The 25,219-nt window shown below is 52.3% G+C and carries 26 protein-coding genes; 19 read left to right on the top strand and 7 right to left on the bottom strand.

Translation table 11 applies throughout. The annotated features are described in order from the left end of the window. Window positions 1-59 precede the first annotated feature (59 nt). Window positions 60-293, top strand: a complete 234-nt coding sequence (locus GEI7105_RS31065; protein WP_017661711.1) for a hypothetical protein — start codon at window positions 60-62, stop codon at window positions 291-293. A 743-nt stretch (window positions 294-1,036) separates the two neighbouring features. Beyond that, the gene (locus tag GEI7105_RS0117410) at window positions 1,037-1,642 is read left to right on the top strand and encodes a class I SAM-dependent methyltransferase (RefSeq protein WP_017661712.1); all 606 of its coding nucleotides are present in this window, start codon (window positions 1,037-1,039) and stop codon (window positions 1,640-1,642) included. Here the strand turns inward: GEI7105_RS0117410 and nagA are convergent. Next, the gene (gene nagA / locus GEI7105_RS0117415; protein ID WP_017661713.1) at window positions 1,639-2,787 is read right to left on the bottom strand and encodes an N-acetylglucosamine-6-phosphate deacetylase; all 1,149 of its coding nucleotides are present in this window, start codon (window positions 2,785-2,787) and stop codon (window positions 1,639-1,641) included. The two genes, GEI7105_RS0117410 and nagA, sit on opposite strands and share 4 nt — an antisense overlap. A gap of 67 nt (window positions 2,788-2,854) precedes the next feature. Between nagA and purE the strand changes: the two genes are divergently transcribed. Further along, on the top strand, window positions 2,855-3,382 hold the full coding sequence (gene purE / locus GEI7105_RS0117420; RefSeq protein ID WP_017661714.1) for a 5-(carboxyamino)imidazole ribonucleotide mutase: 528 nt from the start codon (window positions 2,855-2,857) through the stop codon (window positions 3,380-3,382). Between the two features lie 192 nt (window positions 3,383-3,574). Here purE and GEI7105_RS40525 read toward each other — a convergent pair whose 3' ends face one another. Beyond that, the gene (locus GEI7105_RS40525) at window positions 3,575-3,706 is read right to left on the bottom strand and encodes a hypothetical protein (RefSeq protein ID WP_017661715.1); all 132 of its coding nucleotides are present in this window, start codon (window positions 3,704-3,706) and stop codon (window positions 3,575-3,577) included. A gap of 13 nt (window positions 3,707-3,719) precedes the next feature. Here GEI7105_RS40525 and GEI7105_RS31070 point away from each other — a divergent pair, with 13 nt between their 5' ends. Next, a complete protein-coding gene (locus GEI7105_RS31070; protein ID WP_017661716.1) occupies window positions 3,720-5,237 on the top strand; it encodes an ammonium transporter in 1,518 nt (505 codons plus the stop codon). A gap of 236 nt (window positions 5,238-5,473) precedes the next feature. Here the strand turns inward: GEI7105_RS31070 and GEI7105_RS0117440 are convergent, their stop codons facing one another. The 3 genes from GEI7105_RS0117440 to GEI7105_RS39075 form a co-directional block, all read right to left on the bottom strand. After that, on the bottom strand, window positions 5,474-5,986 hold the full coding sequence (locus tag GEI7105_RS0117440) for a PAM68 family protein (RefSeq protein WP_017661718.1): 513 nt from the start codon (window positions 5,984-5,986) through the stop codon (window positions 5,474-5,476). A 17-nt stretch (window positions 5,987-6,003) separates the two neighbouring features. After that, complete coding sequence (rpsO, locus tag GEI7105_RS0117445) at window positions 6,004-6,273, bottom strand: 30S ribosomal protein S15 (RefSeq protein WP_017661719.1); 270 nt, start codon at window positions 6,271-6,273, stop codon at window positions 6,004-6,006. Window positions 6,274-6,341: 68 nt separating this feature from the next. After that, window positions 6,342-6,482, bottom strand: coding sequence for a hypothetical protein (locus GEI7105_RS39075; protein ID WP_192816692.1), 141 nt, complete (start codon window positions 6,480-6,482; stop codon window positions 6,342-6,344). Between the two features lie 232 nt (window positions 6,483-6,714). Between GEI7105_RS39075 and psb27 the strand changes: the two genes are divergently transcribed. From psb27 to GEI7105_RS0117510, 11 genes are all read left to right on the top strand, one after another. Continuing rightward, complete coding sequence (gene psb27, locus GEI7105_RS0117455) at window positions 6,715-7,110, top strand: photosystem II protein Psb27 (RefSeq protein ID WP_026097744.1); 396 nt, start codon at window positions 6,715-6,717, stop codon at window positions 7,108-7,110. Between the two features lie 37 nt (window positions 7,111-7,147). Beyond that, a complete protein-coding gene (locus tag GEI7105_RS40530; protein WP_281167003.1) occupies window positions 7,148-7,282 on the top strand; it encodes a hypothetical protein in 135 nt (44 codons plus the stop codon). Window positions 7,283-7,391: 109 nt separating this feature from the next. Next, window positions 7,392-8,888 carry a family 10 glycosylhydrolase gene (locus GEI7105_RS0117460; protein ID WP_051044206.1) on the top strand — a complete coding sequence of 499 codons (1,497 nt, stop codon included), beginning with the start codon at window positions 7,392-7,394 and terminating at the stop codon, window positions 8,886-8,888. A 224-nt stretch (window positions 8,889-9,112) separates the two neighbouring features. Next, on the top strand, window positions 9,113-11,050 hold the full coding sequence (gene pstA, locus GEI7105_RS0117465) for a phosphate ABC transporter permease PstA (protein WP_035493292.1): 1,938 nt from the start codon (window positions 9,113-9,115) through the stop codon (window positions 11,048-11,050). Between the two features lie 15 nt (window positions 11,051-11,065). Continuing rightward, window positions 11,066-11,953 (top strand): phosphate ABC transporter ATP-binding protein, encoded by an 888-nt coding sequence (locus GEI7105_RS0117470; RefSeq protein WP_017661724.1) that lies wholly within the window; start codon window positions 11,066-11,068, stop codon window positions 11,951-11,953. A gap of 754 nt (window positions 11,954-12,707) precedes the next feature. Then, window positions 12,708-13,763, top strand: coding sequence for a PstS family phosphate ABC transporter substrate-binding protein (locus GEI7105_RS0117480; RefSeq protein WP_017661726.1), 1,056 nt, complete (start codon window positions 12,708-12,710; stop codon window positions 13,761-13,763). Between the two features lie 91 nt (window positions 13,764-13,854). Further along, window positions 13,855-14,862 carry a phosphate ABC transporter permease subunit PstC gene (gene pstC, locus GEI7105_RS0117485; RefSeq protein ID WP_017661727.1) on the top strand — a complete coding sequence of 336 codons (1,008 nt, stop codon included), beginning with the start codon at window positions 13,855-13,857 and terminating at the stop codon, window positions 14,860-14,862. Beyond that, complete coding sequence (gene pstA, locus GEI7105_RS0117490; protein ID WP_017661728.1) at window positions 14,859-15,779, top strand: phosphate ABC transporter permease PstA; 921 nt, start codon at window positions 14,859-14,861, stop codon at window positions 15,777-15,779. The genes pstC and pstA (GEI7105_RS0117490) overlap by 4 nt, the downstream gene beginning before the upstream one ends. Before the next feature lie 84 nt (window positions 15,780-15,863). Further along, a complete protein-coding gene (pstB, locus tag GEI7105_RS0117495) occupies window positions 15,864-16,679 on the top strand; it encodes a phosphate ABC transporter ATP-binding protein PstB (protein WP_017661729.1) in 816 nt (271 codons plus the stop codon). 29 nt (window positions 16,680-16,708) lie between these two features. Further along, complete coding sequence (locus GEI7105_RS0117500; RefSeq protein WP_017661730.1) at window positions 16,709-17,503, top strand: response regulator transcription factor; 795 nt, start codon at window positions 16,709-16,711, stop codon at window positions 17,501-17,503. 179 nt (window positions 17,504-17,682) lie between these two features. After that, entirely contained in the window at window positions 17,683-18,732 is a 1,050-nt protein-coding gene (locus GEI7105_RS0117510) for a PstS family phosphate ABC transporter substrate-binding protein (protein ID WP_017661731.1), read from the top strand. 374 nt (window positions 18,733-19,106) lie between these two features. Here the strand turns inward: GEI7105_RS0117510 and msrB are convergent, their stop codons facing one another. Continuing rightward, window positions 19,107-19,505 carry a peptide-methionine (R)-S-oxide reductase MsrB gene (gene msrB / locus GEI7105_RS0117520; RefSeq protein ID WP_017661733.1) on the bottom strand — a complete coding sequence of 133 codons (399 nt, stop codon included), beginning with the start codon at window positions 19,503-19,505 and terminating at the stop codon, window positions 19,107-19,109. 80 nt (window positions 19,506-19,585) lie between these two features. Here msrB and GEI7105_RS0117525 point away from each other — a divergent pair, with 80 nt between their 5' ends. From GEI7105_RS0117525 to GEI7105_RS0117535, 3 genes are read left to right on the top strand one after another with little or no spacing between them, the layout of a single operon-like run. Beyond that, window positions 19,586-19,984, top strand: coding sequence for a DUF1824 family protein (locus tag GEI7105_RS0117525; RefSeq protein WP_017661734.1), 399 nt, complete (start codon window positions 19,586-19,588; stop codon window positions 19,982-19,984). 31 nt (window positions 19,985-20,015) lie between these two features. Beyond that, window positions 20,016-20,840, top strand: a complete 825-nt coding sequence (locus tag GEI7105_RS0117530; RefSeq protein ID WP_017661735.1) for an SDR family oxidoreductase — start codon at window positions 20,016-20,018, stop codon at window positions 20,838-20,840. Between the two features lie 31 nt (window positions 20,841-20,871). Further along, entirely contained in the window at window positions 20,872-21,804 is a 933-nt protein-coding gene (locus GEI7105_RS0117535) for an alpha/beta fold hydrolase (RefSeq protein ID WP_017661736.1), read from the top strand. Between the two features lie 56 nt (window positions 21,805-21,860). On the opposite strand, the gene GEI7105_RS0117540 is transcribed toward GEI7105_RS0117535, so the two are convergent. Beyond that, complete coding sequence (locus GEI7105_RS0117540) at window positions 21,861-23,816, bottom strand: sensor histidine kinase (RefSeq protein ID WP_202804409.1); 1,956 nt, start codon at window positions 23,814-23,816, stop codon at window positions 21,861-21,863. A gap of 148 nt (window positions 23,817-23,964) precedes the next feature. On the opposite strand from GEI7105_RS0117540, the gene GEI7105_RS0117545 reads away from it, so the two are divergent. Next, window positions 23,965-25,167, top strand: coding sequence for an RNA-guided endonuclease InsQ/TnpB family protein (locus tag GEI7105_RS0117545; RefSeq protein WP_026097747.1), 1,203 nt, complete (start codon window positions 23,965-23,967; stop codon window positions 25,165-25,167). Window positions 25,168-25,219 lie beyond the last annotated feature (52 nt).

Below are 25,219 nucleotides of genomic sequence, written 5' to 3' on the forward strand. Positions count from 1 at the left end.
GGAATTCCCCTCCCGCTAATCCTGTCGGATATAACGGGAGTCCCCTTCCCGCATTTTAGATGGAAATTTATAGCAGTCGCCAACAGAATCTTTCTCCTCAAGAAGAACGCGACCTTTCCGCACTTGCCGAACAAGCCAAACGCGCTCTTGAGGACGGTGTCGTCTCGCGAGAAGAACGAGATGCACTCATTGCGGCAATTTATGCCGATGGAAAAGTTTCGGTAGAGGAATGTGCCATTTTTCGTGAAATTCAAGAGAAAATTTGGGATGGAGAAATTTTAATTGCAGATTGAGTTTTGGGAAGGTGAAAATCGCCAAAATTCCCAGAGCAATCTCTATTAAAATTGTATTGGATCGATGAGACGATCGCTCGCAAAACTCGAGCCGATCTCGTTCGGTTAAAGGCTGTCTAGGGTTGAGGGCGATCGTACGAAGATATATTGAAAGTGCGATCGATCCTTCTGGTACAATAGCAACTTGGAAAAATCAGTTTCCAATGTAAGTCTTGTCTGCCGCATGAGTTGCTATCTGGCACGGCCAGATATTTTTCTAGTCTGGACAAATTCCAAGGGTGCATCTCAAAAATGTAAATCTATACGAGAGAATAAGGATTTCAGCCTCCAATTTTCATGTTTTTGCAAAACTGAGATGCACCCAATTCCAATTCCTTATATCACCATTTACCGAAATGGAATTTTGACGCAAATCATTTAGGACTGCTATAGTTTTACTATTGATTTCTATTTCACCTTGACTACTATAATTTTGGGTGCATCTCAAAAATGTAAATTTATCAGATCGGAGTCTCTGCACTGAATTGAGCTGTCGTTGGGTTTCGCTATCGCTCCAACCAACCTACCTCAAACTCATATTTTTGCAAAAGTTGAGATACACCCTTGATATCAAGTTCCAAAAATTAAATATTGTTATCTAAGTTCCTATAAAGCGAAGTTGTAAGTCTGATGAAGATATAATAAATTTGAGGTTTCGCGAACACGATCGCACGACCTATCAAGCCTAAAAAAGATCGATTCCTATGAGCCTAAAACTACATATTGGAGGAAAAGAAGTCCGTGAAGGATGGAAAATCCTCGATATCGAAGATCGCCCTGAAGTTGATATTTTGGCAGATGCTGCCAATTTAAGTCAATTTGAGAGTAACTCAGTTGATGCCATCTATGCCAGTCACGTTCTCGAACACTTTCACCATAGCTTACACAACGAACTCATTTGTACCTTAGATGAGTGGCATCGCGTTTTAAAAGTTGGTGGAAAACTGTTTATCAGCGTTCCCGATTTACATACGTTATGTTGGCTGTATCTTAATCCCAATCTTATACCTATCGAACGATTGCAGCTCATGAGAATCATGTTCGGCGGTCAAACCAATGAATTCGACGTGCATAAGGTCGGCTTTGATTTTGAACTTTTGGGAATGTATCTCGAAGAAGTTGGATTTGAAGAATACGAACAGGTGATGGAATTCAACCTGTTTAAAGATTGCAGTAGCTTGCGACTTCTCGACACTTTAATTAGTTTAAATGTTATCGCAACAAAAACTACCGCAACCGAGACAGAACCTGAAGAAATTGATGAATCGGACGGTGACGACGAAGTAGAAACCGAATCAGACGAGGACTAAAAACATTGGACGAGCCGCTGCCACGTCCAGCGTCCGTCTCGGAACTGCCAACGCAGTAACTGCTGTACGGAACGACCGACGAGACTGACGGGAAGACCGATCGCCTGTCGCGGCGATGTCGTGGCTAGGGCGATCGCCTGTTGGATGTCGCAAATGCCCCAATCGAGTAAATTTTGCGCCCCGTCGAGGAGCGATCGCGTCGTTCCCGCCAGCGTTCCGTCGAGCAACCGGGCTGTGCCGTCTGTCACCTCGATTTCCCGCGTATCCCAAGGATATCTGCCATCGGGCAACCCTAACGGTGCCAGGGCATCGCTGACGAGAAACGTCCCGCGATCGCACTCCGCCGCCTTCAACAACACCTGCAACATCGTCGGGCAAACGTGCTGTCCGTCGGCGATAAAGCCGCAACGCACCCCAGAACGCACGATCGCCGCCCCCAGTAACCCCGGTTCCCGGTGATGCAATCCCGGCATCGCATTAAACGCGTGCGTCACCATCGTTGCCCCCGCATCGAAAGCTCGGTTCGCTTGGGCTGCCGTCGCGAGAGAATGTCCGAGACTGACGACAATGCCGCGATCGCGCAAGAAGGCGATCGCTTTGCCACTGTCGTCGAGTTCCGGGGCGAGAGTGACGATTCTCACGATCTCGTCAAAATCCCCTAACACCCGCTCGACGTTCTCCACCGTCAGCGGTTGCAAAAACGCCTCTGGATGCGCCCCTCGTTTTTCTCGGTTGAGAAACGGCCCTTCCAAATGAACTCCCAGGATGCGGGCAGTTCGAGCGTTCGACGACAGAGACGCCATGACCTCCGACAAAACCGAGAGCGATCGCGCGATGTTTTCGAGGGAGGTCGTCACCAACGTCGGCAAATATCCATCGATCCCCGCCTGCCACAAAAACCGTCCGATTTTGTCCAAAACCTCGCCGTGACGGGGTCGTACTTCTGGAAACGCCAACCCTAACGATCCGTTGATTTGGAGGTCTACAGCGCCGAGGGAAATCCAATCTCCACCGAGATCGATCGCCTCGGGAGAGGGTTCGGATGGCGTTTGGGGACGAACCGCCGTTACGACGTCGTTTTCGAGCGAGATCGACTGTAAACCGTCGTATCCAACAATTCGGGCGTGGGTCAAGGAGGAAACCATAGCGTTGGCGTTTGTTCGAGAACGCCTTAAGATTTGACTGGCAAATTTACCGACGATTCAACCACAAATGACGAGCGACAAACAAGCCCGCATCGGCATCATCATGGGCAGCGATTCCGACTTACCGACGATGAAAGCGGCCATCGACATTTGCCAACAGTTCGACGTCGCCTGCGAAGTGGCGATCGTCTCGGCTCACCGCACCCCCGAACGCATGGTGAACTATGCCCAAACCGCCCACAAACGGGGTCTCAAAGTCTTGATTGCTGGTGCGGGTGGAGCGGCACACTTACCGGGGATGGTGGCGTCTCTGACTCCGTTACCCGTCGTCGGCGTTCCCGTCGCGACGCGACATCTGGGGGGGTTAGATTCCCTGTATTCGATCGTGCAGATGCCCCGAGGCATTCCCGTCGCGACTGTGGCGATCGGCAACGCCCAAAATGCCGGACTGTTAGCCGTGCAAATTCTCGCAACGCACGATCCCGACCTGCTCGACCGGGTGCAAGCCTATCGCACCCACCTCAGCGACACCGTTCTCGACAAACAAGCGCGACTCGACGATTTAGGGTATAAAGATTACTTGAAAAAAATGTAGCGATGAATAGAATTGAAAAACTCACCCTGAGAGGGTGAAATCTTTCGATATTTAGGGATATTCGCAGGTGTTCGGGAGCAAATTGTAATTTACTATACAGAACAAACCCGATGAGAATTGGTGGAATCAATGTGACTCGTTGGCATACACCTCAAGGGTAGTTCCTCTGGGAGCGTCGCGGCTATAGCAGTGTTAGACAGACTGGGATTTCGCGCCCGCGTTCCCCGAGGTGTTGTTATCTCGAGCCGAGCCGTTTGCAACGGTTTGACCCGAGCGAACCGTTCGGTCTTCGATCGGCGTTTGCCGATCGCCCGCATACCACATTCACAGTCTAACAATGACCTCTGAGCTTACGCTAAAAAAACGAAATCGAGCTAAATCTCGATCGAGTCGCGGACTCAAGCGCAACTCCCTGTTTAGCAAATTACTCACGCCTTTCAAGCGAATTCCCATTTACTGGCTCGCTTGTATTCCCCTAGCTGCCCTCATCGTCGCCGTATCGGATTTGGCAGCAACGGCTGCCGATCCCCAAGCGATCGAAATACCGGAAACGCTAGATGCAGATTACATACAAGGGGTTTTAAACACCGTCTGGATTCTCGTCGCGTCCGTCCTCGTCATCTTCATGAACGCCGGATTCGGAATGCTCGAGACCGGACTCTGTCGTCAAAAAAACGCCGTTAACATTCTGTCTAAAAACCTCATCGTCTTCGCCTTGGCAACAGTCGCGTACTGGGCGTTCGGTTTTTCCTTTATGTACGGTTCCGGCGGCGGTCCTTTCATCGGATTGGGCGGTTTCTTTCTCAGCAGCGGCGATCCGGCAACGTACGGACTCGATCCCTTCCCGGCAGGATTGCCGATTTCCGTCTCCTTCCTGTTCCAAGTGGCGTTTGCGGCTACCGCCGCCACCATCGTTTCTGGAGCAGTTGCCGAACGAATTAAATACGATGCGTTCTTGATCTTCAGCCTCCTGTTGACGGGGATTTCTTATCCGATTTCCGGTCACTGGGTTTGGGGAGGTGGAATGCTCTCGTCCTTCGGACCGGATGGGGCTTGGTCTTTTGCTGACTTCGCCGGTTCGACGGTGGTTCACTCCGTCGGCGGTTGGGCAGCTCTCGTCGGGGCTGCTATTCTCGGTCCCCGTCTGGGCAAATACGAAGACGGACAACCTCGTGCGATGCCCGGTCACAACCTGAGTTTGGCGACTCTTGGATGCTTGATCCTGTGGATCGGCTGGTTTGGATTCAACCCCGGTTCCGAACTCGCCGCGACGACGAACATCGCGTACATTGCAGTGACCACCAACTTGGCCGCCGCAGCCGGTGGCGTGACGGGAACGTTAACTTCTTGGATTAAAGATGGCAAACCCGACTTGACGATGACCATCAACGGCATTCTGGCCGGTCTGGTGGCGATTACCGCAGGCTGTAACGATATGCCCTACTGGGGGGCGGCGTTGACGGGTGCGATCGCCGGTATTCTCGTCGTGTTCTCCGTTTCCTTTTTCGATAACGTCGTGAAAATCGACGATCCGGTCGGTGCGATTTCCGTTCACCTGGTTAACGGAGCCTGGGGAACCCTCGCTGTCGGGATCTTCGGCACGGGCAACATTATCGCCCAAGCGATCGGTATCCTCACCATCGGTGGATTTACGGTGTTAGTGAGCTTCATCTTCTGGTACGCCATTTCGGCCGTCGTCGGTGGAATTCGCGTCGGAGAAGAGGAAGAATTCAACGGTCTCGATATCGGCGAACACGGAATGGAAGCTTACAGTGGATTCCTCAAAGAAACCTCGAGTAGCGGTATTACCAGTTCGATGCCGCCGGGAATGTCGAGCGATCGCGGTGCGATGTAATTCTTCATGCGACGCGCTTTTAACTTCCTTTCGCTGAAATCAAATCCCTGAAATCAGATTTTCGAGAGACGTGCCAAGCGCGTCTCTTTTTTGATGGAGGGGATCGGGCGAAACAGGCTGCATTTGAAACGACAAGCCCCCGAAATCTCTGAGATTCCAGGGGTTTTGAAAAGATGGAGGCGATCGCCGAATCCGAAAACTCCGATCGGGTCGCGTGAGGTTTCGAGACCGCTCCTTTAATTTTTCGATCTGGCCGAACGCCACGCCTCGCGAAGCCGTCTGAAGTTGGTTTGAAACTCTTGGATGCCCAGCTTCGTCCCTTCGTCGTCTTCGTCCCAAGAGGCGGAGAGAACGCCGTAACTCACGCCGAGAACGCCCAAGCCGAAACAGCCCATACTCACCAGCAACACCGCGACGTTGGGCAGTGGAAACCACTCGCGAGAGACAACGAAGTAACTCCCCACCAAACTGAACACGCCCAAAAGCGTCGGCGTGCCACTGAACAAGCCGACCCGAGCGAGCATTCGCCGTCCGACCGCATCGGGAATTCCCGCCTGCTTTGCAGACGATCGCACGTCAGCCTGAGAAGAGGTTGGAGCCGAAGACTCAGATGGCGATCGCGCGGGATCGGACTTAGCGGGTCGCGGGGACGACTCACGTTCGGATTTGGACGAGGCTTTTTTGGCTTTCGCTTTTCGCTTTTTTCCCGGCTCGAAGGGGAGGCGATTGCGTTGGGGGTCGGAAGCCATAAATTTTAAGGGGGGGATTAACCGCGAATGCCGAGACGGCCGATCAAGTTGCGATAGTGTTGTTCGTCTTTTTTGCGAATGTATCCGAGCAGGCTTTTTCGCTGCCCGATCATTTTCATCAGACCTCTTTGAGACGAGTAATCTTTTTTGTTGCTGCGTAGGTGTTGGCTCAGACGGTTGATGCGTTCCGTCAACATGGCCACTTGCACTTCTGCCGATCCGGTATCGGTTTCGTGCTGTTGATAGTTCGCCAAGATCTCTTGTTTGTGTTCTTGGGTGAGGGACATAATCGGCTTATCGACTGTAACTATTGCAAATGCCCATCATATCATAAAACGACAGTCTCTCGAAATCTCTAGCGTTGTTCGCGTTTTTCCCGTTCTTGACGCCGTCGATCGCGCCATTCGGCAAAGGTTAAATAGCCGATACCGCCAGTAACGGCGACTAACAAGGCGACGGCAGTGACGGACAGTACGCTAAAAACAGTCTCTTGCATCGTTGTTTTTCTAGAACGGTTTCTCGTTGAAATTCCCAGACGGACGGGGCGATCGACCACTCGATCTCGACTGGATACGAACTGGATCTTCAAAACCATACTATGCCGGAAGTCGCTTTCGATCGACCGGTGGAACGAGAAACGCTTGGCGTTCGGGCAGGGATCGCGATTTTCCTTTTCAGGGTAGGATCGACATACTTTCCCATCTGTGTCGTTATTTCTACAAAACTTTATGAATCGATTGTTATCGCGTCTGTTCGCTCTCTTGCTCGTTGTAGTCGTTGGGTTGGTGGGATGTTCTCCCGGTGCGAACCTCTCGGGAAACTATAGCGAGGATACCCTGGCACTCGTCAACAGCCTGAGAACTGCTATCGAACTGCCCGAAGGAACGCCTGAAAAAATGGAAGCGCAAGCAGAAGCCCGTCAAAATATCGACGATTTCTTCTCTCTCTATCGCCGAGATCCTTCGGTTTCGAGTTTACCCTCGTTTACAACCATGCGAACGGCGCTCGACGCCCTGGCCGGACATTACCGATCTTACGGAAACCGTCCGCTGTCGTCCAAACTCAAACAACGGTTAGAACAAGAATTTCGTCAAGTCGAAGCGGCTCTCAAACGGGGAGCTTAGCCACAAATTTCTAAGGCGATCGCGTCTCCGAATGCTAGTGGAAAACCCCCTTTTCACCGCTGGCCTCCCTATAGGAAAGCCACGCGATCGCGCCACTATAGCAGTTTATCTTTACAACACGCCGGGCGATCGCGTCTCGATCGCCCGGCGCAATCTGTCTCGAGCTGCTTGAGGTGAAAACAGGCTATAACGGAACTAGACAGGTGTGGGATGCGGATTCGCGCGGCGATCGCTGGAAATAGAAGAAGTATTTGTCGTCTCGCTGGGTTATGTCGTCTCAGATGTTTTCGCTGCTCGCTACCGTTACCGATCTCGGACGCCGCTTGTCTCAAAGCCTCGTCGCGACGCTCGCCACCACGTCGATCGCGAGCAGTTCCCCCGCTCTCGCCCAGGCCGATCCCGCGCAACCCTGTCGCTTGCCCCCTCAAGCTGTCGTCGAAAAGGAAACGCTCCGTCAAGCTGCCCTCAACGGCGACGACGACGCTCGAGCGCGATATCAAATCCTCGTAGCGCGACACCGCAGCGCCCTACAACAGTGTCGCCAACAGTTCTGGCCGCAACGACAAGCCCTGTGGTTGCGACTGTACCCCTGCGACGCCGAAGCAGGACAGTTAGAAGAGGTGTTCGATCGCATCGTCAATCGCGGCTACAACGAGGTATACATCGAGGTCTTCTACGACGGTCAAGTACTACTTCCGACCGACGACAACCCCACCCCCTGGCAGTCGGTGATGCGATCGTCGGAGTTCGAGAACGTAGATTTACTGTCCGAGGCCATCGCCAAAGGACGAGAACGGGGACTCAAAGTCTATGCGTGGCTGTTTACTATGAATTTCGGCTACGCTTACGGACAGTTGAGCGATCGCACCGATGCCCTAGCCCGAAATGGCGATAACGTCACCACCCTCAACCACCGACGGGCCGACGACTCCAACAACAACAGCTTGCTGCACAGCTACGCCTCGCAAGCCTTTATCGACCCCTACAGCCCACAAGCGCGACGGGATTACCAATGGTTGGTTTACTCGGTCTTGCAGCGCCAGCCAGACGGCGTTCTGTTCGATTACGTGCGCTATCCTCGCTTGCCCGGTTCGGAATCGGTAGCGACGAAAGTTCGGGATTTGTGGATTTACGGCGAAGCCTCGCGATCGGCACTCATGCAACGGGCCCTCAACGACAAAGCTCGGGTACTCCTCGAACGCTATCTCGATCGCGGCTACGTTACGGACGACGACCTGGCCGCGGCGAACGCTCGCTTTCCCAACGAAGGCGAACCCCGCTGGCAAGAAGTGCGATCGCAACGCGGCTCGGTGCAAACGCGCCTGTGGCATCTCAGCGTCGCTCACGCCGTCCAGGGCATCCTCGATTTCCTCGATCTGGCGGTCGAACCCGTCCGCACTCAAGATTTACCGGCCGGAGCGGTCTTTTTCCCCGATGGCAACCGACCCGTCGGAGAAGGGTTCGACTCTCGCCTGCAACCGTGGGATCGCTTTCCCAGCTCGATGGAATGGCATCCTATGCTCTACGGCGTTTGCGGCGACGCCAGTTGTATTGTCGAACAGTTACAGCGCGTCGAGGCGTTCGCCTCTGAAGACACGACCGTCGTTCCGGCGTTGGCGGGAGTTTGGGGGGAACCGATGCAGAACCGTCCCTCGTTAGAAGCGCAAATGTACGCGATCCGACAAGCGACGCCCGAGATCGACGCCATCAGTCATTTTGCTTATTCCTGGCAGTTTCCAGAGTCCGACCGACAGCGGAAATTTTGCGAACGCGATTAAAGTTTGTTTGAAGACTGTGCGATCGCAACAGGCTCTTAAGCAGAGCTTAACGTCAGGTGCAGTTTTTTTTGGGATCGTAGAAAAAGCGGGATAACTCTACCGCCTTCGGTGACGGGCGTTTTCTGCCACACCGAACGAGTCTGTCCGAGCGAGTCGATCGCGTGGGTCGATTTGAGTTGCCTTCGATGTTGCCCGCCCCGTTCGAGGGCGATCCCTCTATAGTAATGAACTGGCCGATCTCGCCCCCGGACGAACCGTCCGATCGCTTTGAAACGCAAACGTTAACAGTCGCCGTTTGGAGAGAACGGTTTTGGCAAACGCTGCTCGCACTGGCGGCGATCGTTCCCGTCGGCATTCTGGTGGCGACCGTGGCGATCTTTATCCGCGAATCGGTGTTGTTTTTTCAAGAGGTGTCTCTGTGGAACTTCTTGACCGATACCCAGTGGACGCCGCAATTTGCCAGTCGTAAATTTGGCATTGTCGTCATTGCCAGCGGAACGTTCCTCGTGACGGCGATCGCCATGACCGTCGCCGTTCCCGTGGGGCTTCTCGCGGCCGTCTACCTCAGCGAATACGCACCGTCGTCGGTGCGCCAGATCGTCAAACCCACCCTCGAAAGTCTCGCGGCCGTTCCCACGATCGTTTACGGCTATTTTGCCCTGTTTTTTCTCACGCCGACGCTCCATCGCTGGATCGATGACTTGAGCGGGTTTAACGCCCTCAGTGCGGGGATCGCGACGGGGATTCTCATCGTTCCGACGATTTCCTCGATGAGCGAAGAGGCCATCCGCAGCGTTCCCGCTCCCCTGCGAGAAGGCGGTTATGCGCTGGGGTTGACGAAGTGGGAAACCGCGCGAAAAATCGTGCTTCCGGTGGCCTTTCCCGGTATCGTCGCTGCGCTGACTCTGGCGGCATCTCGAGCCTTTAGCGAAACGACTATCGCGGCGATCGCCGCCGGACAAGTCCCCAAACTCACCTTAAACCCGTTGGTTCCCATCGAAACGATGACGGCCTACGTGCTACAGGTCAGCCTCGGGGACGTTCCCACGCAGTCGCTGCTGTTTCACGCGATTTTTACGGTCGGGCTAGTCCTGTTTTTGGTCACGCTGTCGATGAACGCGTTGGGGCAGTGGCTCGTGAGTTACTACGGGCGGAAAATGGCAGGATGGGAAATTCCTACCGCCGACGATCGCATCGCGGGAACGGAGGCGGCGAAGGCGTTCGAGTCCGGGGAAAGACGCAGGCTGACGGGGAACTCCTCGAGAACCCTCGAAAGTCGGGATGCGGCAGGGTTTGAGATAGCGTTCGGTCGTCGCAGTCTTGCCGATCGCTGGTTTGCGGGGTTGGGATGCCTGGCCTCGCTACTCGGATTCGTCGTGTTCGGACTGTTGGCCGTGCGACTGCGGACGGGACTGTCTCGTCTGGATTGGGCGTTTTTGACGAGTTTTCCCTCGCGCAATGCGGAGAGTTCGGGAATTTACGCGGCGTTGGCAGGGACGCTGTGGTTGATGGTTCTCACGGCTGCCTTGGCGTTTCCCATTGGAGTGGGGGCGGCGATTTATTTGGAGGAGTATTTGCCGCGAAATGCGTTCAGTCGCGTCTTGGAAACGGTGCTGGCGAATTTGGCCGCCGTACCGTCGATTTTATACGGGTTGTTGGGGTTGGCGCTGTTCGCTCGGTCTTGGCAAGCGGTGACGGGAGGGCGCAGTTTGATTTCAGCGGCGTTGGTGTTGGCGGTTATCGTGTTACCGTTGCTGGCCATCGCGACGCGCACGGCACTGCGATCGGTGCCGAAACCCCAACGTCAAGCGGCGTTTGCGGTGGGCATGACTCGCTGGCAAGCCCTGCGTTACGTGGTGCTTCCGGCGGCGTTTCCGGGGATTTTAACGGGGATTTTACTGTCGCTGTCGCGGGCGATCGGGGAAACGGTTCCGTTAATCGCGATCGGGGCGGTGGCGTACGTGTCCTTTGTTCCAGGATGGTCTTGGGAGGGATTGCAGGGGAGTTTTACGACGCTGACGACTCAGATTTTTTATTGGCTGTCGCGGCCGCAGGCGGATTTTCAGGAGGTGGCGGCGGCTGCGATTTTGGTGTTGGGGGGCATGGTTTTAACGGTCAATGCGATCGCCTCGCTGTTGCGGGAACGCTCGAGATATCGGTAACGAAGGAAGAATGCTATGGAACGACCAACATCTCGTTTATCTGTTTCGGACGGACTCGATCCCCTGTTGCGGGTGGAAAATCTCTCGGTACTGTATCGCGGGGTTCCCGCTCTGACCGATGTGAATTTGACGGTGTACCGCCATCAGGTGACGGGGGCGATCGGTCCGTCGGGATGCGGGAAAAGTACGTTTTTACGCTGCTTGAACCGACTCAACGAGGAAATTGACGGAACGACGGTGACGGGGCGCGTGTGGCTCGGCGATCGCGATCTCGGTTCGCTGCATCCGGTGGAGGTACGACGACGGATCGGTATGGTGTTTCAACGACCGAATCCGTTTGCTAAGTCGATTTACGATAACATTGCGGTTCCTCTACGGGCGAACGGCTATCGCGGCAATCTCGACGAGCGGGTGGAAACGTCTTTGCGACAGGTGGGACTGTGGGAGGAGGTCAAGCAGGATTTGAAGAAAAATGCTTGGGAACTCTCCGGGGGACAACAGCAGCGGTTGTGTATTGCTCGAGCGATCGCCCTCGATCCCGAGGTGATTTTGATGGACGAACCCTGTGCTTCGCTCGATCCGATTTCGTCGAATCGGATCGACGATTTGCTCTGTCAGATGAAGGAGCGCTACACGATCGTCATTGTGACTCACAATTTGAAGCAGGCGGCGCGAGTGACGGATTGGATCGCGTTTTTTAATGTGGAAAATCGCTGGCAGAGGGAGCGCGATCGCCCTCGACGCCGTTGGTTTCCTTGGGCGCGATCGCCCGAGGCCGTCTCCGTTCCGTCGGTGCGTCGGGTGGGAACTTTGGTCGAGTACGCCCCGACTTTAGAGATTTTTACGCGACCTCGCCATCAAAGCGCTCGCGATTATTTGTCGGCGGGGTCTCAACGTCGTTGAGGAGGGGAAACGATTGCTCGAAGACCCCCGATCGGACTGTTGGAAAGCGCTTCGAGCGACGGTACGATGCTGTTTTGTCGGCTCTATTCGTTCGTTTTATAGAAGATATACATACTTTTTATAGATTTTCAATCGTTCGTGCGATCGCCTACAAATTTTGCGAAATTTTTCGAGTCCTCGACTCCGCTCGGACTCAACGACGTTCGGCTCCGCTCAGTCGAGCCGCTGAGCGGAGTCGAAGCGTTGAGACATTCCCATTTTTTGGGTCGGTTGCGAACCGACGATCGCACTTCGATTTCTTTAAAATTAGAATCGTTCTCGCGAAAAAATTAATAATTCCTTAAAATATTCAACAAATAAATTTGATAGGATTGACTGTTATCAAAATACCGCGATCGAGCAAAACCCAAACAGAGACTACCGAATCTCTCTCGTTTTCTCGTATTGACCCAGACGCGATCGCTCCCTAGGTCGGTTGGCGCGCGAGACCTTGACTCCCCTAAAATTTCAATAATTTCAATAGGAGGGAAGCAAACTCCAAGGCGATCGAGTGGGCGATCGCAGTCTTTCCGTAAATTTTCTATTGTTTCTTAACCCAAGCTTAACTTACATTTAACTTTTACGATCGACAAAAAATAGAAGATTGGTTATGTGCCGAGTTCCCGCATCACAGGTGCGCGATTCGCATCCATTCGCTCCGAGCATTCATATTTCTAAATTGAGACCGACACACTTCAAACCGAGAGAGAATCCTATGGCTTTCAATTTCAACCTCAAACCCAAATCTCTGTCGCTACTCGTCGGGGTTCTCGCTGTGACCCTCGCCGCCTGTAGTGGAGGTGAAACCGACACGACAACTACGACGGACGATACCGCCGCAGCCGACGGTGGCTCGGGTCTCAGCGGCGACGTTCTCGTCGATGGGTCTAGTACCGTCTTCCCCATCTCCGAGGCCATGGCCGAAGAATTCATGAACGAAAACCCGGACGTACGCGTCACGGTAGGGGTTTCGGGTTCTGGCGGCGGCTTCAAAAAATTCTGCGCGGGCGAAACCGACATCTCCAACGCTTCTCGTCCGATTAAAGAATCCGAAATGGAGCTGTGCGAAGAAGCCGGTATCGAGTACGTCGAGCTTCCCGTAGCCTTCGACGGCATCTCCGTCGTGGTTCACCCCGACAACGACTGGGTTGAATGCTTGACCCCCGACGAACTCGGCGCAATGTGGGAACCCGATGCGGAAGGGACGATTACCAACTGGAACCAAATCCGCGATACCTTCCCCGACAAACCCTTGAGCCTGTACGGGCCGGGAACCGATTCGGGAACCTACGATTACTTCACCGATGCCACCGTGGGCGAAGAAGGTGAAAGCCGAGGCGACTATACCGCCAGCGAAGACGACAACGTCATCGTTCAAGGGGTTTCGACCGACGACGGCGGTTTGGGCTTCTTTGGGTTCGCCTACTACGAAGAAAACAAAGATTCCCTCAAAATCGTTCCCATCGAGAACGCTAACGGCGAATGTGTCGTTCCCAGCGAAGAAGTAATCGCCGACGGTAGCTACAACCCCCTGGCTCGTCCGATTTTCTTCTACGTGAAAACGGAGTCTTTAGAAAACAAACCGGCGGTGGCTGCGTTTGCTCAGTACCACTTGGCCCAAGAGAATCAAGACTTGGTGTCTGAAGTGGGCTACGTGCCGCTGAAAGACGAACTCTTGACGAAAGCTAGCGATCGCCTGGACAACCAAGTGATCGGAACGATGTTTGAAGGGGGATCTTCTCTGGGCGTGAAACTGTCCGACAAGCTGTAGAGCTGCCAGGAATTATCCTTTTGCCGTTCTCTGTAGGGGAATCTTTTCCCCTACACTCTATTTCCTATTGCTTTACAGTTCGAGTTTTACCATGACGGTCGATTTACCTTCTACCAATACCGATCTCTGGAAGCCGAACCGAGTCCTGAACCGCCGTATCGAAACGTCGGTTAAAGTGCTGTTCGGGGCGTTTGCGTTCGTGTCGGTGGCCACGACGATCGGAATCGTGTTTACTCTGATTTTCGAGACCTTTGAATTTTTCCTTGACGACTTCTTTCGCGAAAAGCTGGCCGAACAAGTCGGACGACCCATCGAAGGACTCTGGGGAGACATTCAAACCTTTCTCTACTCTCTAAGACACTTCCTAACCGATACCAAATGGACGCCGTTATTCAGCAGCGCCCAATTTGGAATTTTCGTGTTGATTAGTGCCACAGTCATGACCTCGGGCATCGCCGTTCTCGTGGCGTTACCGCTGGGATTGCTCTCGGCCATTTGTTTGAGTGAATACGCGACGCTCCGCACGCGCAGCATCCTCAAGCCCATCCTAGAGATTTTGGCAGGGGTGCCGACCGTGGTGTACGGGTATTTTGCCCTGTTGTTCGTGACGCCGCTGTTGCAAAACTTTATCCCGGTACAAGGGTTTAACGCCCTCAGTGCAGGAATCGTTCTCGGAATTATGATTACGCCGATGGTGGCGTCGTTGAGCGAAGACGCGATTTTCGCCGTACCTCGCAGCTTGCGCGATGGGGCTTACGCCTTGGGCGCGACGAAGCGGGAAACCATTATTTCAGTGGTTTTACCGGCTGCGTTGTCGGGGATCGTGTCGTCGTTGATTTTGGCGATTTCGCGAGCGATCGGGGAAACGATGATCGTGACGCTGGCTGCCGGACAAAACCCGCGTCTGGGCTTTAATCCCACGGTTCCCGTCATGACGATGACGGCGTTTATCGTGCAGGTGAGTTTGGGGGATACCCCCGCCGGATCGTTGGCGTACAAGACGATTTACGCCGTGGGAATGACCCTGTTTTTAATCACGCTCGTGCTGAATATCTTTAGCTTTTGGTTCGTTCGACGCTTCCGGGAGAAATACGAATGACGACACGCGATCCGCAAACTCTCGAACAAAACGTCAGCCCCAATCCCGATAATTTCTCAGCCAATCTCGACAAACGATACACCATTGACATAATTTTTGCGATCGCCGTTTGGACGGCGGTGGTAATTGCCATTATTGTCTTGGCCTCTTTGCTGATCGATGTGGCGATCGATGGTTTACCGACGTTAGATTGGGGCTTTTTAAGCAACTTTCCGTCCCGAAAGCCGGAACAGGCCGGGATGAAATCGGCCATTTTCGGCAGTATTTGGATGATGGTGACGGTGGCCGTGGTGGCGTTTCCGCTCGGCGTCGGGGCGGGAATTTTCCTCGAAGAATTTGCCGCCGATACTTGGTTTGCCAAGCTAATTGAGATCAATATCAACAACTTGGCGGGGGTTCCCTCGATCATTTACGGGTTGTTGGGGTTGATGGTGTTCGTCCGTCTGCTAGAACCGATTACGGGAGGACGCAGTTTGCTCTCGGGGGCGTTAACCGAGTCGTTGTTAATTCTGCCGATAATTATCGTCGCGACGCGGGAGGCGTTGCGGGCGGTTCCCGATAGTTTGCGCCAAGCTGGATTCGCTCTAGGAGCTACTCGCTGGCAAGTGGTACGAGAACAGGTCTTTCCCATTGCCATTCCGGGGATTTTGACGGGGATGATTTTGGCGTTGTCGCGGGCGATCGGAGAAACGGCGCCGCTGATTACGATCGGGGCGCTGACGTTTATTTCGTTTTTGCCGGAAAACTTGCAAAGTCCGTTTACGGTGATGCCCATTCAAATTTACAACTGGGTGTCTCGGCCGCAAACGGAATTCCACGATATCGCTGCTTCGGGGATTATCGTGCTGATGGTGATGCTGCTGGTGATGAACGCCTGTGCAATTTTCTTACGCAACAAGTTCCAACGTCGTTTCTAGAAACGATCGCCAACGTGACTGCGGTAGTGCGATCGCACCTCGGCGATCGCCTGGAATGGCTTTGTTATACTCCTAAGTATCGATATGGTTTCTCAATCTTCTAACAACGTGGCAAACGCTTCTTCCGAACTCGCACTGCAAACTGAAAATCTCAAGGTTTTCTACGGATCGAATTTAGCCGTGCGGGATGTCACCCTTGACATTCAAAAAAACCGAGTCGTGGCCTTTATCGGACCGTCTGGATGCGGTAAAAGTACGGTTTTGCGGTGCTTTAACCGGATGAACGATTTGATCCCGAGCGCTCGAGTCGAGGGAAAAATCACCTTTCACGGAACTGATTTGCACGCGCCGTCAGTCGATCCGGTACAGCTGCGCCGTCGTATCGGTATGGTGTTTCAAAAACCGAACCCGTTTCCGAAGTCAATTTACGAAAATATTGCGTTCGGAGCGCGGATCAACGGGTATACCGGCGACATGGACGAACTCGTCGAGCAATCGTTGCGGAAAGCGGCGATTTGGGACGAGGTGAAAGACAAGTTGCAAGAGAGCGGTTTGGCGCTGTCGGGGGGTCAGCAACAACGGTTGTGTATCGCCCGTGCGATCGCGATCGCGCCGGAAGTCATTCTGATGGACGAACCTTGTTCGGCGCTCGACCCGATTTCGACGTTGCGCGTCGAAGAGTTAATTCACGAACTCAAGCAGCAATACACCATCGTCATCGTGACCCACAATATGCAGCAAGCGTCTCGGGTGTCGGACTGCACGGCATTTTACAACGCTGAAGCGACTGAAACTGGAAATAAAGTCGGATATTTGGTCGAATACGACGAAACGACGACGATTTTCCACAATCCCGCTGAGAAGGAAACGCAGGATTATGTGAGCGGTCGCTTCGGTTAAGGGTTCGGTTGCTACAACCGTCGAGATCGATGGACAATACGTTAGCCCCGACACTGGGTTGGCTGTCCCCTCGACCGAGCGCTCGAGAGGGAAAACTCGAACCGGCTTGGTCTGTCGGGGATTGGGACATTCAGGTGCTGGTGGTCGTTCGCGACGCCTCAGCGCGATCGCACATCGCTCGGATCTTGTCTGAGGAAGGATTTCGGGCGATCGAAGATGAAGACGGAAACGTGGTCTCGACCCTCCTCGAGTGCAGTATGCCGTATCCCCGAGCGTTTCCATTCCATTTAGTCATTTTAGAGTCGCACCTCTCGCAGCGAAACGGGTTGGAACTTTGCCAACTGTTGCGAACGCAAGGAATTTTCGTTCCGGTGCTGGTGCTACACGAGGCCGATCGCCAGGGCGATCGCGTTCTCGGTTTAGAACGGGGTGCGGACGTCTGCTTGAGCAAACCGTTCGACTGTCACGAACTCGCGGCTTTGTGTCGCAGTTTGTTGCGTCGGTTTTTAGGCTGTTGGTCGCAGTTTTCGGTATTGCAATTCGAGGAGTTGACGGTCGATGTTTGGGAACATCGGGTTTGGCTGCGCGATCGAGAAGTTCAATTGTCGCCGCAAGAGTTTCGCTTGCTGGGGCTGTTTATGAAGTCTCCCGGCCGAACGTGGACGCGGGAAGAATTGCTCGATCGCGTTTGGAAGCGAAGCGTACAGCGAAGTACGAAAACTGTTGACGTTCATGTCAGCCAACTTCGCAAAAAAATCGAACCCGATCCCAAGCGACCTCAGTATATTTCAACAGTTCCCGGTCGAGGCTATCAGTTTGGTTGACCTCCTCGGCGATCGCACTCCGAAATTTCATCGAACTCTCGATCGCTTCGCCAAAAACTCGAGCGCATCTAGATATATTTTAGTCTCTAAAACTTCAATCGAACACTGATTTGCAAAGCAATTGAAGTTCGTTTTCGTTTTTGACAGGATTGAAAAACACAACACGGAATCGAGGTAAAATGCTATCCACCAAACAAAACAAACAGTTTCAACGTTCGGCTTGGGCGATATCTTTAAGCGTCCTTTTTTTAGGGGCGGGATGTCAACGTTCCCCCGAAGAGGTTTCAAACGGTGCAGTTCGCGCGGGAAGTACCACGGGAACGACGATCGCCGTTGACGGTTCGAGTACTGTTTATCCGATTACCAACGAAGTCGCTCAGGAGTACCAACTTCTCGACAACCGCAAACCTCAAATCGACGTAGCTGTGTCGGGGACGGGGGGCGGGTTCCGCAAGTTCTGCGCGGGAGAAACCGACATCAACAACGCCTCGCGCCCCATTTCTTCATCGGAAATGGAAACTTGTAAAACGGCCGGAATTCGCTATATCGAGCTTCCGGTGGCTTACGATGCGATCGCTGTCGTAGTTCATCCCGATAACGACTGGGTCGATGACATCACCCTCGCCGAACTTAAAATGATGTGGGAACGGGATGCGGAGGGACAAGTAACGAGTTGGAACCAGGTGCGATCGGACTGGCCTGACAATCCCCTCAATCTCTACGGTCCCGGTGAAGATTCGGGAACCTTCGATTACTTTACCGAAGCAGTCACTGGAGAAGCGGGGAACAGTCGCACGGACTACACCGCCAGCGAAGACGATACGCTATTGGTTCGAGGAGTCAGTCGCGACGAAAACGGCCTCGGCTATTTTGGATATTCGTACTATGAGGAAAACACCGCTCAGTTGAAATCTCTAGCGGTGAACGGGGTGTTACCGTCGCGAGACACCACGATCGACGGAACCTATCAACCGTTTGCTCGTCCGCTGTTTATTTACGTGAACGCTGACGCCCTCGATCGCAAGCCGGAACTGCTCGATTTTGTGGAATATTATTTAACCCACGGACGCCAGTTTGTTAAGGTTGTCGGGTACGTTGCGCTCCCCGACGAAATTTACAATATCGCTTACGAGCATTTGAGCGATCGGAAAGTCGGAACGGTATTTGGTGGCGAATCGCAATTGAACCTAAAAATTGAAGAACTTTTGCAAAAAGAGGCTGAATTTTAAGATTTAGCCGATTTAATTTTTTGAAAAGCCCTTGTTTAAAAGGGTTTTTTTGTGGAGTTGGGTAAGGTTTACCACAGAGGCACAGAGGACACGGAGAATTTTCGATAATATCGTTTTTTTTGTAATTTTTGATTTGCTTTTTGGATAATTTAAAATAACTCTATTTTTTTGAAGGATTTCCATACGAAAAAGGAAATCCTTTTTTGCGATCGGGTGCATCTCAATGGATGTAAAAATATGAGTTTGAGGTAGGTTGGACTTCGGCAACTCTGCCGTCCAGGGGTGGAGCGATCGTGAAACCCAACAACAGCTCAATTCAGTGCAGAGACTCCAATCTGATAAATTTACATTTTTGAGATGCACCCTCGCGATCGCTATTCTTTTTCCTCGAAATCGAGGGCAGCGGAATTCATGCAGTAGCGGAGTCCTGTCGGGGCAGGTCCGTCGTTAAATACGTGACCTAAATGAGCGTCGCAATTCGAACAAACCACTTCGGTTCGCGTCATAAAAAAGCTGCGATCTTCTTTCTCTTCAACGTTTTGTTCTTCAAGGGGAGCGTAAAAGCTCGGCCAGCCCGTCCCCGAGTCAAATTTCGTCTCAGAAGAAAACAAAGGCGTTCCACAACACACGCACGTATAAATTCCATCGCGCTTATTGTCATGATATTCACCCGTAAACGCCCGTTCGGTTCCTTTTTGTCGAGTGACTTTATATTGCTCTGGCGTGAGCTGCTCTTTCCACTCTTTTTCTGTTTTTTGAATTTTGTTTGTCATGACTCGATTTCGACTCAGCTCGCGTGTTAACATATTTCAATAATTAGATTAACACAGGCTTTCATAAGTTTCCATTGTCTATGTCTGACCCCTTAGAACTGACGGTAGACGAGGCGCAAACCCTCCTCAAACAAGTGGGTGTCCGTCCCAATTTCGAGATCGATCGCGCTAAGTTGCGTCGAGCCTTGTTCGCGGTACGTCCCCACTGCGACTATCAAATTTTTGGAGTGTGCGCCGAGACTGCTGAGGCGGCGATCGCAGCTCTCCACCACTACACAGAGGCTTTAGAGTACGATCGCCCTCCGACGTTAAACCCGATCGAGGGGTCGGTGTACGTGAAATACAATCCCTACACGGGACTGTGCTATATCAACAGCTACACCGGAAGCGAGCGAGGAGTTCTCGTCTCCTGTCAGTCTAGTTACGACGATGGCATTCGAGACATTTACGGCCATCTACCGCTAGACTTATTTGATTGAAATTTCCGAGTCGAAAGCTCGATCGAGAAAAATGACGAACGTTGCAATCTTAGGCTGTGGCTACGTCGGACTCCGCGTCGCTGAAGACTGGAAACAGCAGGGGTTGACGGTGACGGCGACGACGACAAGCCGCGATCGCATCCCAGAACTGGAAACGGTGAGCGATCGCGCGAGGGTGGTACGCGGCGACAACCGAGAAGAACTGGCGCAACTGCTAGAAGGACAAGATAGCCTCCTCGTCAGCGTCAGTACCAAACGCCGCCAAACCTACAACGACGCCTATTTACAAACGGCGAAAACCCTGGTTTCCGTTCTCGACGGGGTTCCGACGCTGAAGCAGGTTCTCTATACCAGCAGTTGCAGCGTGTACGGGGATTTCGGCGGCGACTGGGTAGACGAAACCACTCCCGTTAAGCCTGCAAATCCCAACGCTGAGGTGTTAGCGGAAACCGAACGGGTATTTCTCGAGGCGGCGACTGATACGCGATCGATCGGCGTGTTGCGATTGGGGGGAATTTACGGGCCGGGACGAGAAATCGCCAAAATTTACAGTCGCATGGCGGGAACGACACAACCCGGCGACGGTTTAAGGGCGAGTAACTGGGTTCATTTAGACGATATCGTGGGGGCGATCGCCTTCGCCGAACGTCACCGCCTCGACGGGATTTACAACGTGGTAGACGACGACGTACAGCCGACGCGAGAACTCGTCGAGAACGTCTGTCGCACGCATAGCTTACCCCCTGTGACGTGGGATGCGTCGCAACCGGGGCGATCGTCCTACAACGCCAAAGTCTCCAACGAGAAATTAAAACGAGCGGGATATTCGTTGATTCACCCGAAACGGATTGTTTAGAATCGGGTCAGTTTCGTCTTTTCTGAAACCCATGCAAACGGTTCCCCCAATTCCCGACGCGATCGCGCGTCCAGACACCCAGTTTTACACCTGGAACGGCTATCGCTGCGCCTACAGCGTCCACCAAACCCCCAACGAGATTTCTGGAACGCCGATTTTAACGATTCATCCGATCGGTGTCGGGTTGTCGCGACTGTTTTGGAAGCGGTTCTGCATCGAGTGGTATCGCCAGGGAAACCGCAACCCCATTTTCAACCCCGATTTACTCGGTTGCGGAGAGAGCGAAATGCCCCGTATCGCCTACCATCCAAAGGATTGGGCGCAACAGTTACAGTATTTTATCGAAACGGTCGTCGGCGAACCCGCGATCGTCGTGGTTCAGGGGGCGTTGTTTCCCGTCGCGATTCGTCTGGTGGAGTCGGCGTCGGACTGGGTGCGAGGCTTGGTGTTGTCGGGGCCTCCGGCGTGGGGGTTGATTACGCAGTCGGGTAAACCGCTACAACAGAAACTCCGCTGGAATCTGTTTTTCGACACGCCGTTGGGAAACGGGTTTTATCGATACGCCAGACGGGAAGGTTTTTTGGAGTCGTTTTCTAAGAAGCAGCTTTTCGCCAGAGACGAGGATGTAGACGCCGAGTGGTTGGGAATGCTGTACGAGGGGGCGCAAAATCCGGCGAGTCGCTATGCGGTGTTTGCGTTTTTGGCGGGATTTTGGCGTCAAGATTACGGTGAGGCGATCGCGCAGATGCAGCAACCGGTGTTGGCGTTGTTTGGGGACGCGGCGTCGGGAATCAGCCGTAAAGGAAAAACGGATTCGGCGGACAAACGAGTTAACGACTATGTGGAACATTTACCCAACGGCGAAGGAAAAGTGATTCCGGGGCGCAATGTTTTACCTTACGAATCGACTGTGAAGTTTGTCGAGGAAACGGCGGCGTTCGTGCGGAACGTGACGGTATCGTGAAGCCTGAGAAGGAAACTGTCAACTGTCAATTGTCCTTACTGCTCACTGCTCGCTGTTCACTGCTCGCTGTAAAAGGGGAGTTCGATCGCGAACACTGTTCCGCGTCCGGGTTCGGAACGACAGGAAAGCTGACCGCTGTGGGTTTCGACGACGATAAAATAAGCGGTGCTGAGTCCTAAACCGGTTCCTTGTCCGACGGGTTTCGTGGTAAAAAACGGCTCGAAAATGCGTTGGTGTATGTTTGGGGGAATGGGCGGCCCGTTGTTGGCGATTTCGATGAGAACGCGATCGCCGGGTTGGAGTTTTCCTGAAATTTTAATTCTCGGACGTTCGTTTGTGGGAGGGTGGCGATCGAAGACATCGATCGCGTTGGATAAAATACTCATAAATACTTGATTGAGCAAACTCGGGTAACACTCGAGCATCGGTAAGTCATCGAAGGTTTCGATAATTTGAATCTCGTCCCGCGTTTCGTTGGCGTTGAGTCGATGTTGTAATAAAACGAGAGTGCTGTCGATTCCGTCGCGAACGTTGACGAGTTTTCGTTCGGATTCGTCGAGCCGCGAGAAGTTTCGTAGGGATTTCACGATGCTGTCTACGCGCGTCGCTCCCGCTTTCATCGAATCGAGTAGTTTGGAAAAATCATCGCGCACGAAGTCTAAATCGAGATCGTCGAGTTGCGATCGCAAGGTGGAATCGGCCTCGGGATAATGCTGTTGGTAAAGTGCGATCGCTCGATCGAGACTTTCTGCGTATTCCCGAGCGTGTTGAACGTTACTGTAAATAAATCCAATGGGATTGTTAATTTCGTGAGCGACGCCAGCTACTAATTGATTTAACGAGGTCATTTTTTCAGTATGAATGAGTTTGAGTTGTGTGGTTTTGAGGCGATCGAGGGCGTCTTGAAGTTCCGCTGATTTTTGCTGGGCTTGTCGTTCGGCGATCGCTCTCGCGTTGACTTCAGTTTGAAGGTGGTTGTTTTGGCGATCGAGTACGATGCGGCTGCGATTGACGTAAGCGATAAATAGAATTAAAATACTGTTAAAACACGTTGTAACAAACAGAACGAAAAATAAATTACTTCTATAGTTCGAGAGATTGTCGTCTGCTTCATAAGAAACAATATAAGCCACCCCGTTATCTTGTAAGTTTTTAACGGGAACGAAAGTAACCACGTAATCTTCTGAGTTGAGGCGAACGGGAACAGCAAACGGTAAGTCGAGATCGAGTTTTTCTGCGACGATCGGTTGGAGCGTGAGATCGAGGCGATCGATGCGGTTACAGATAGCAGATCGAAATTGAGAATTATCTCGAACGGCTTCAGATTCAATGACAAACTCGGGATTGAGGGGGCTTTCAATATAGTTTCCCAGCTCGTTTTCAAAAACTTTCGATCGCACCACGTCAGCCCGTAACATAAACTCAAAACAGCCTGAAAAGAGTTTTGACATTTCACTGCGAATCGCTTGAAACCCGATGCTAGTTTCTACACTTCCAATATGCTGTCGTCTTCCTGCATCATCGACGTAAAACAACGGAAAAACATAGCGAAATCCATTAAAAATTCGTCCCTCTTCAAATCCAGAAACAAATCGTTTTTGCTGGTTGGCAATTTTAACAGAATAGCGCACGTCAAATAGCGGATCGCCAAATTTGTTGGGGCGGTGCATTCTCAGAAAACTCGTTCCATCGGGTAAGTGAAAATGGAGTTGTCTGAGATGTTGCTGTTTGAGCTTTTGATAAGTGATGTCGAGTTGTTGAAATAACGCCACTCTCAGCTCCGCTCGTTCCTCAATACTTGCGGTATTAGCCTCGCGAACTAATTCGATAACTTCCGGGCGATCGATCGCTTCGTTATAAATTGTAGTCGAGACGAGTTTGTAGGTATCGGTTGTAATTTGGTAAGAATGTTGTAGCTTTTCAACATAGCGCGTCATCAAACTCGTTTTTTGAGTTTCAAAACTGTGCCAAACTTGCAGGATGCTGAGGGATTCGAGGATGCTAAACCCCAAAATGTACAAACAGACTAATTTTAGCCTGAACCGCGAGAATCCTACGTTTCTAATCTCCGATTGAAGCGTAGATGAATCGCGGCGGTAAGGTTGCGGGCAAGCCGTTCGATCTGTTATGCTGCTCTTAGTGCAAAGCTTGTTTCACCTAATGAAAGTTGTCAAGCTGAGAATTTATCCCACGGGGGAGCAGGAAGTTGCCCTGGCGAAAGCCTTTGGCTGCTGTCGTTTCGTGTGGAATCGTTCTCTGCAATTGACGACTGAAGCCTACCGCCAAACGGGGAAAGGCATCTCTGGATTAACTCTCAAAAAGATGCTTCCGCAATGGAAGCGAGAACTGGAGTGGCTCTCAGACACTTATTCTCAATGTCTGCAAAGTTCGGTACTCAACCTCTCGAGAGCGTTTGTAAACTTCTTCGAGGGACGCGCTCGTTACCCACGATTTAAAAGTAAGCACAAACGGCAATCCCTTCAATACCCGCAAAACGTCAGACTCGAAGGAGATCGGTTGCATCTTCCCAAAATCGGAGAGGTGTACTGTCGCGTTCATCGTTGGTTTGAAGGGCAAATCAAAACTGTAACTATCAGTCGCAATCCTGATGGACGGTATCACGCTTCAATCCTTATCGACGACGGTTCGGAAAAACCCGAACCCAATGCCGATGGCAAAGCCATTGGCATCGACTTAGGGTTGAAACACTTTGCCGTGACTTCTGACGGTGAAAAATACAACAATCCCCGTCACCTCAAGAAGCACGAGCGTAACCTCAAACGCAAACAGCGAAAACTGTCGAGGAAGCAGAAGGGGTCGAATTCCCGTCAAAAAGCCAGACGGTTGGTGGCGCGAGTTCACAATAAAATTGCTAACTCCAGAGCGGATTTTCTCCACAAGCTATCCCGCAAGATAGTCAATGAGAACCAAGTGATTGTGGTGGAAAATCTAGCCGTCAAGAACATGGTCAAGAACCACAGCCTCGCTAAGGCAATAAGCGATGTGGGCTGGGGAATGTTTTCGACCCTGCTCAAATACAAGGCCGAGGCGGAAGGAAAGGTCTATCTGGAAGTGGATCGATTTTTCCCCAGCACTCACCTCTGTTCTGAAACTCTATTGCCGTTACCCAAGATGGGACTCGACGTGCGATCGTTTGAATGTCCACATTGCGGGCAGATTCACGACCGAGACATCAATGCGGCAATTAATCTTAAAAACGAAGGCTTGCGGATATGGGCCTCGGGAACCGGGGCTTCTGCCAGTGGAAGGAATGTAAGTCCAAAGGGAGGTCGAATTCGTTCGACGCTTTCCGAGGCAATTCCCAGTGAAGCTGGAAGCCACTCATCAATCGCCTCGCGATGATGAGTGGTAGTTCACGCATCGAGCGAAAGAACTTCGATCTTCTGTGAGATGA

The organism is Baaleninema simplex PCC 7105 (assembly GCF_000332355.1).
Taxonomy (GTDB): domain Bacteria; phylum Cyanobacteriota; class Cyanobacteriia; order Cyanobacteriales; family Geitlerinemataceae; genus Baaleninema; species Baaleninema simplex.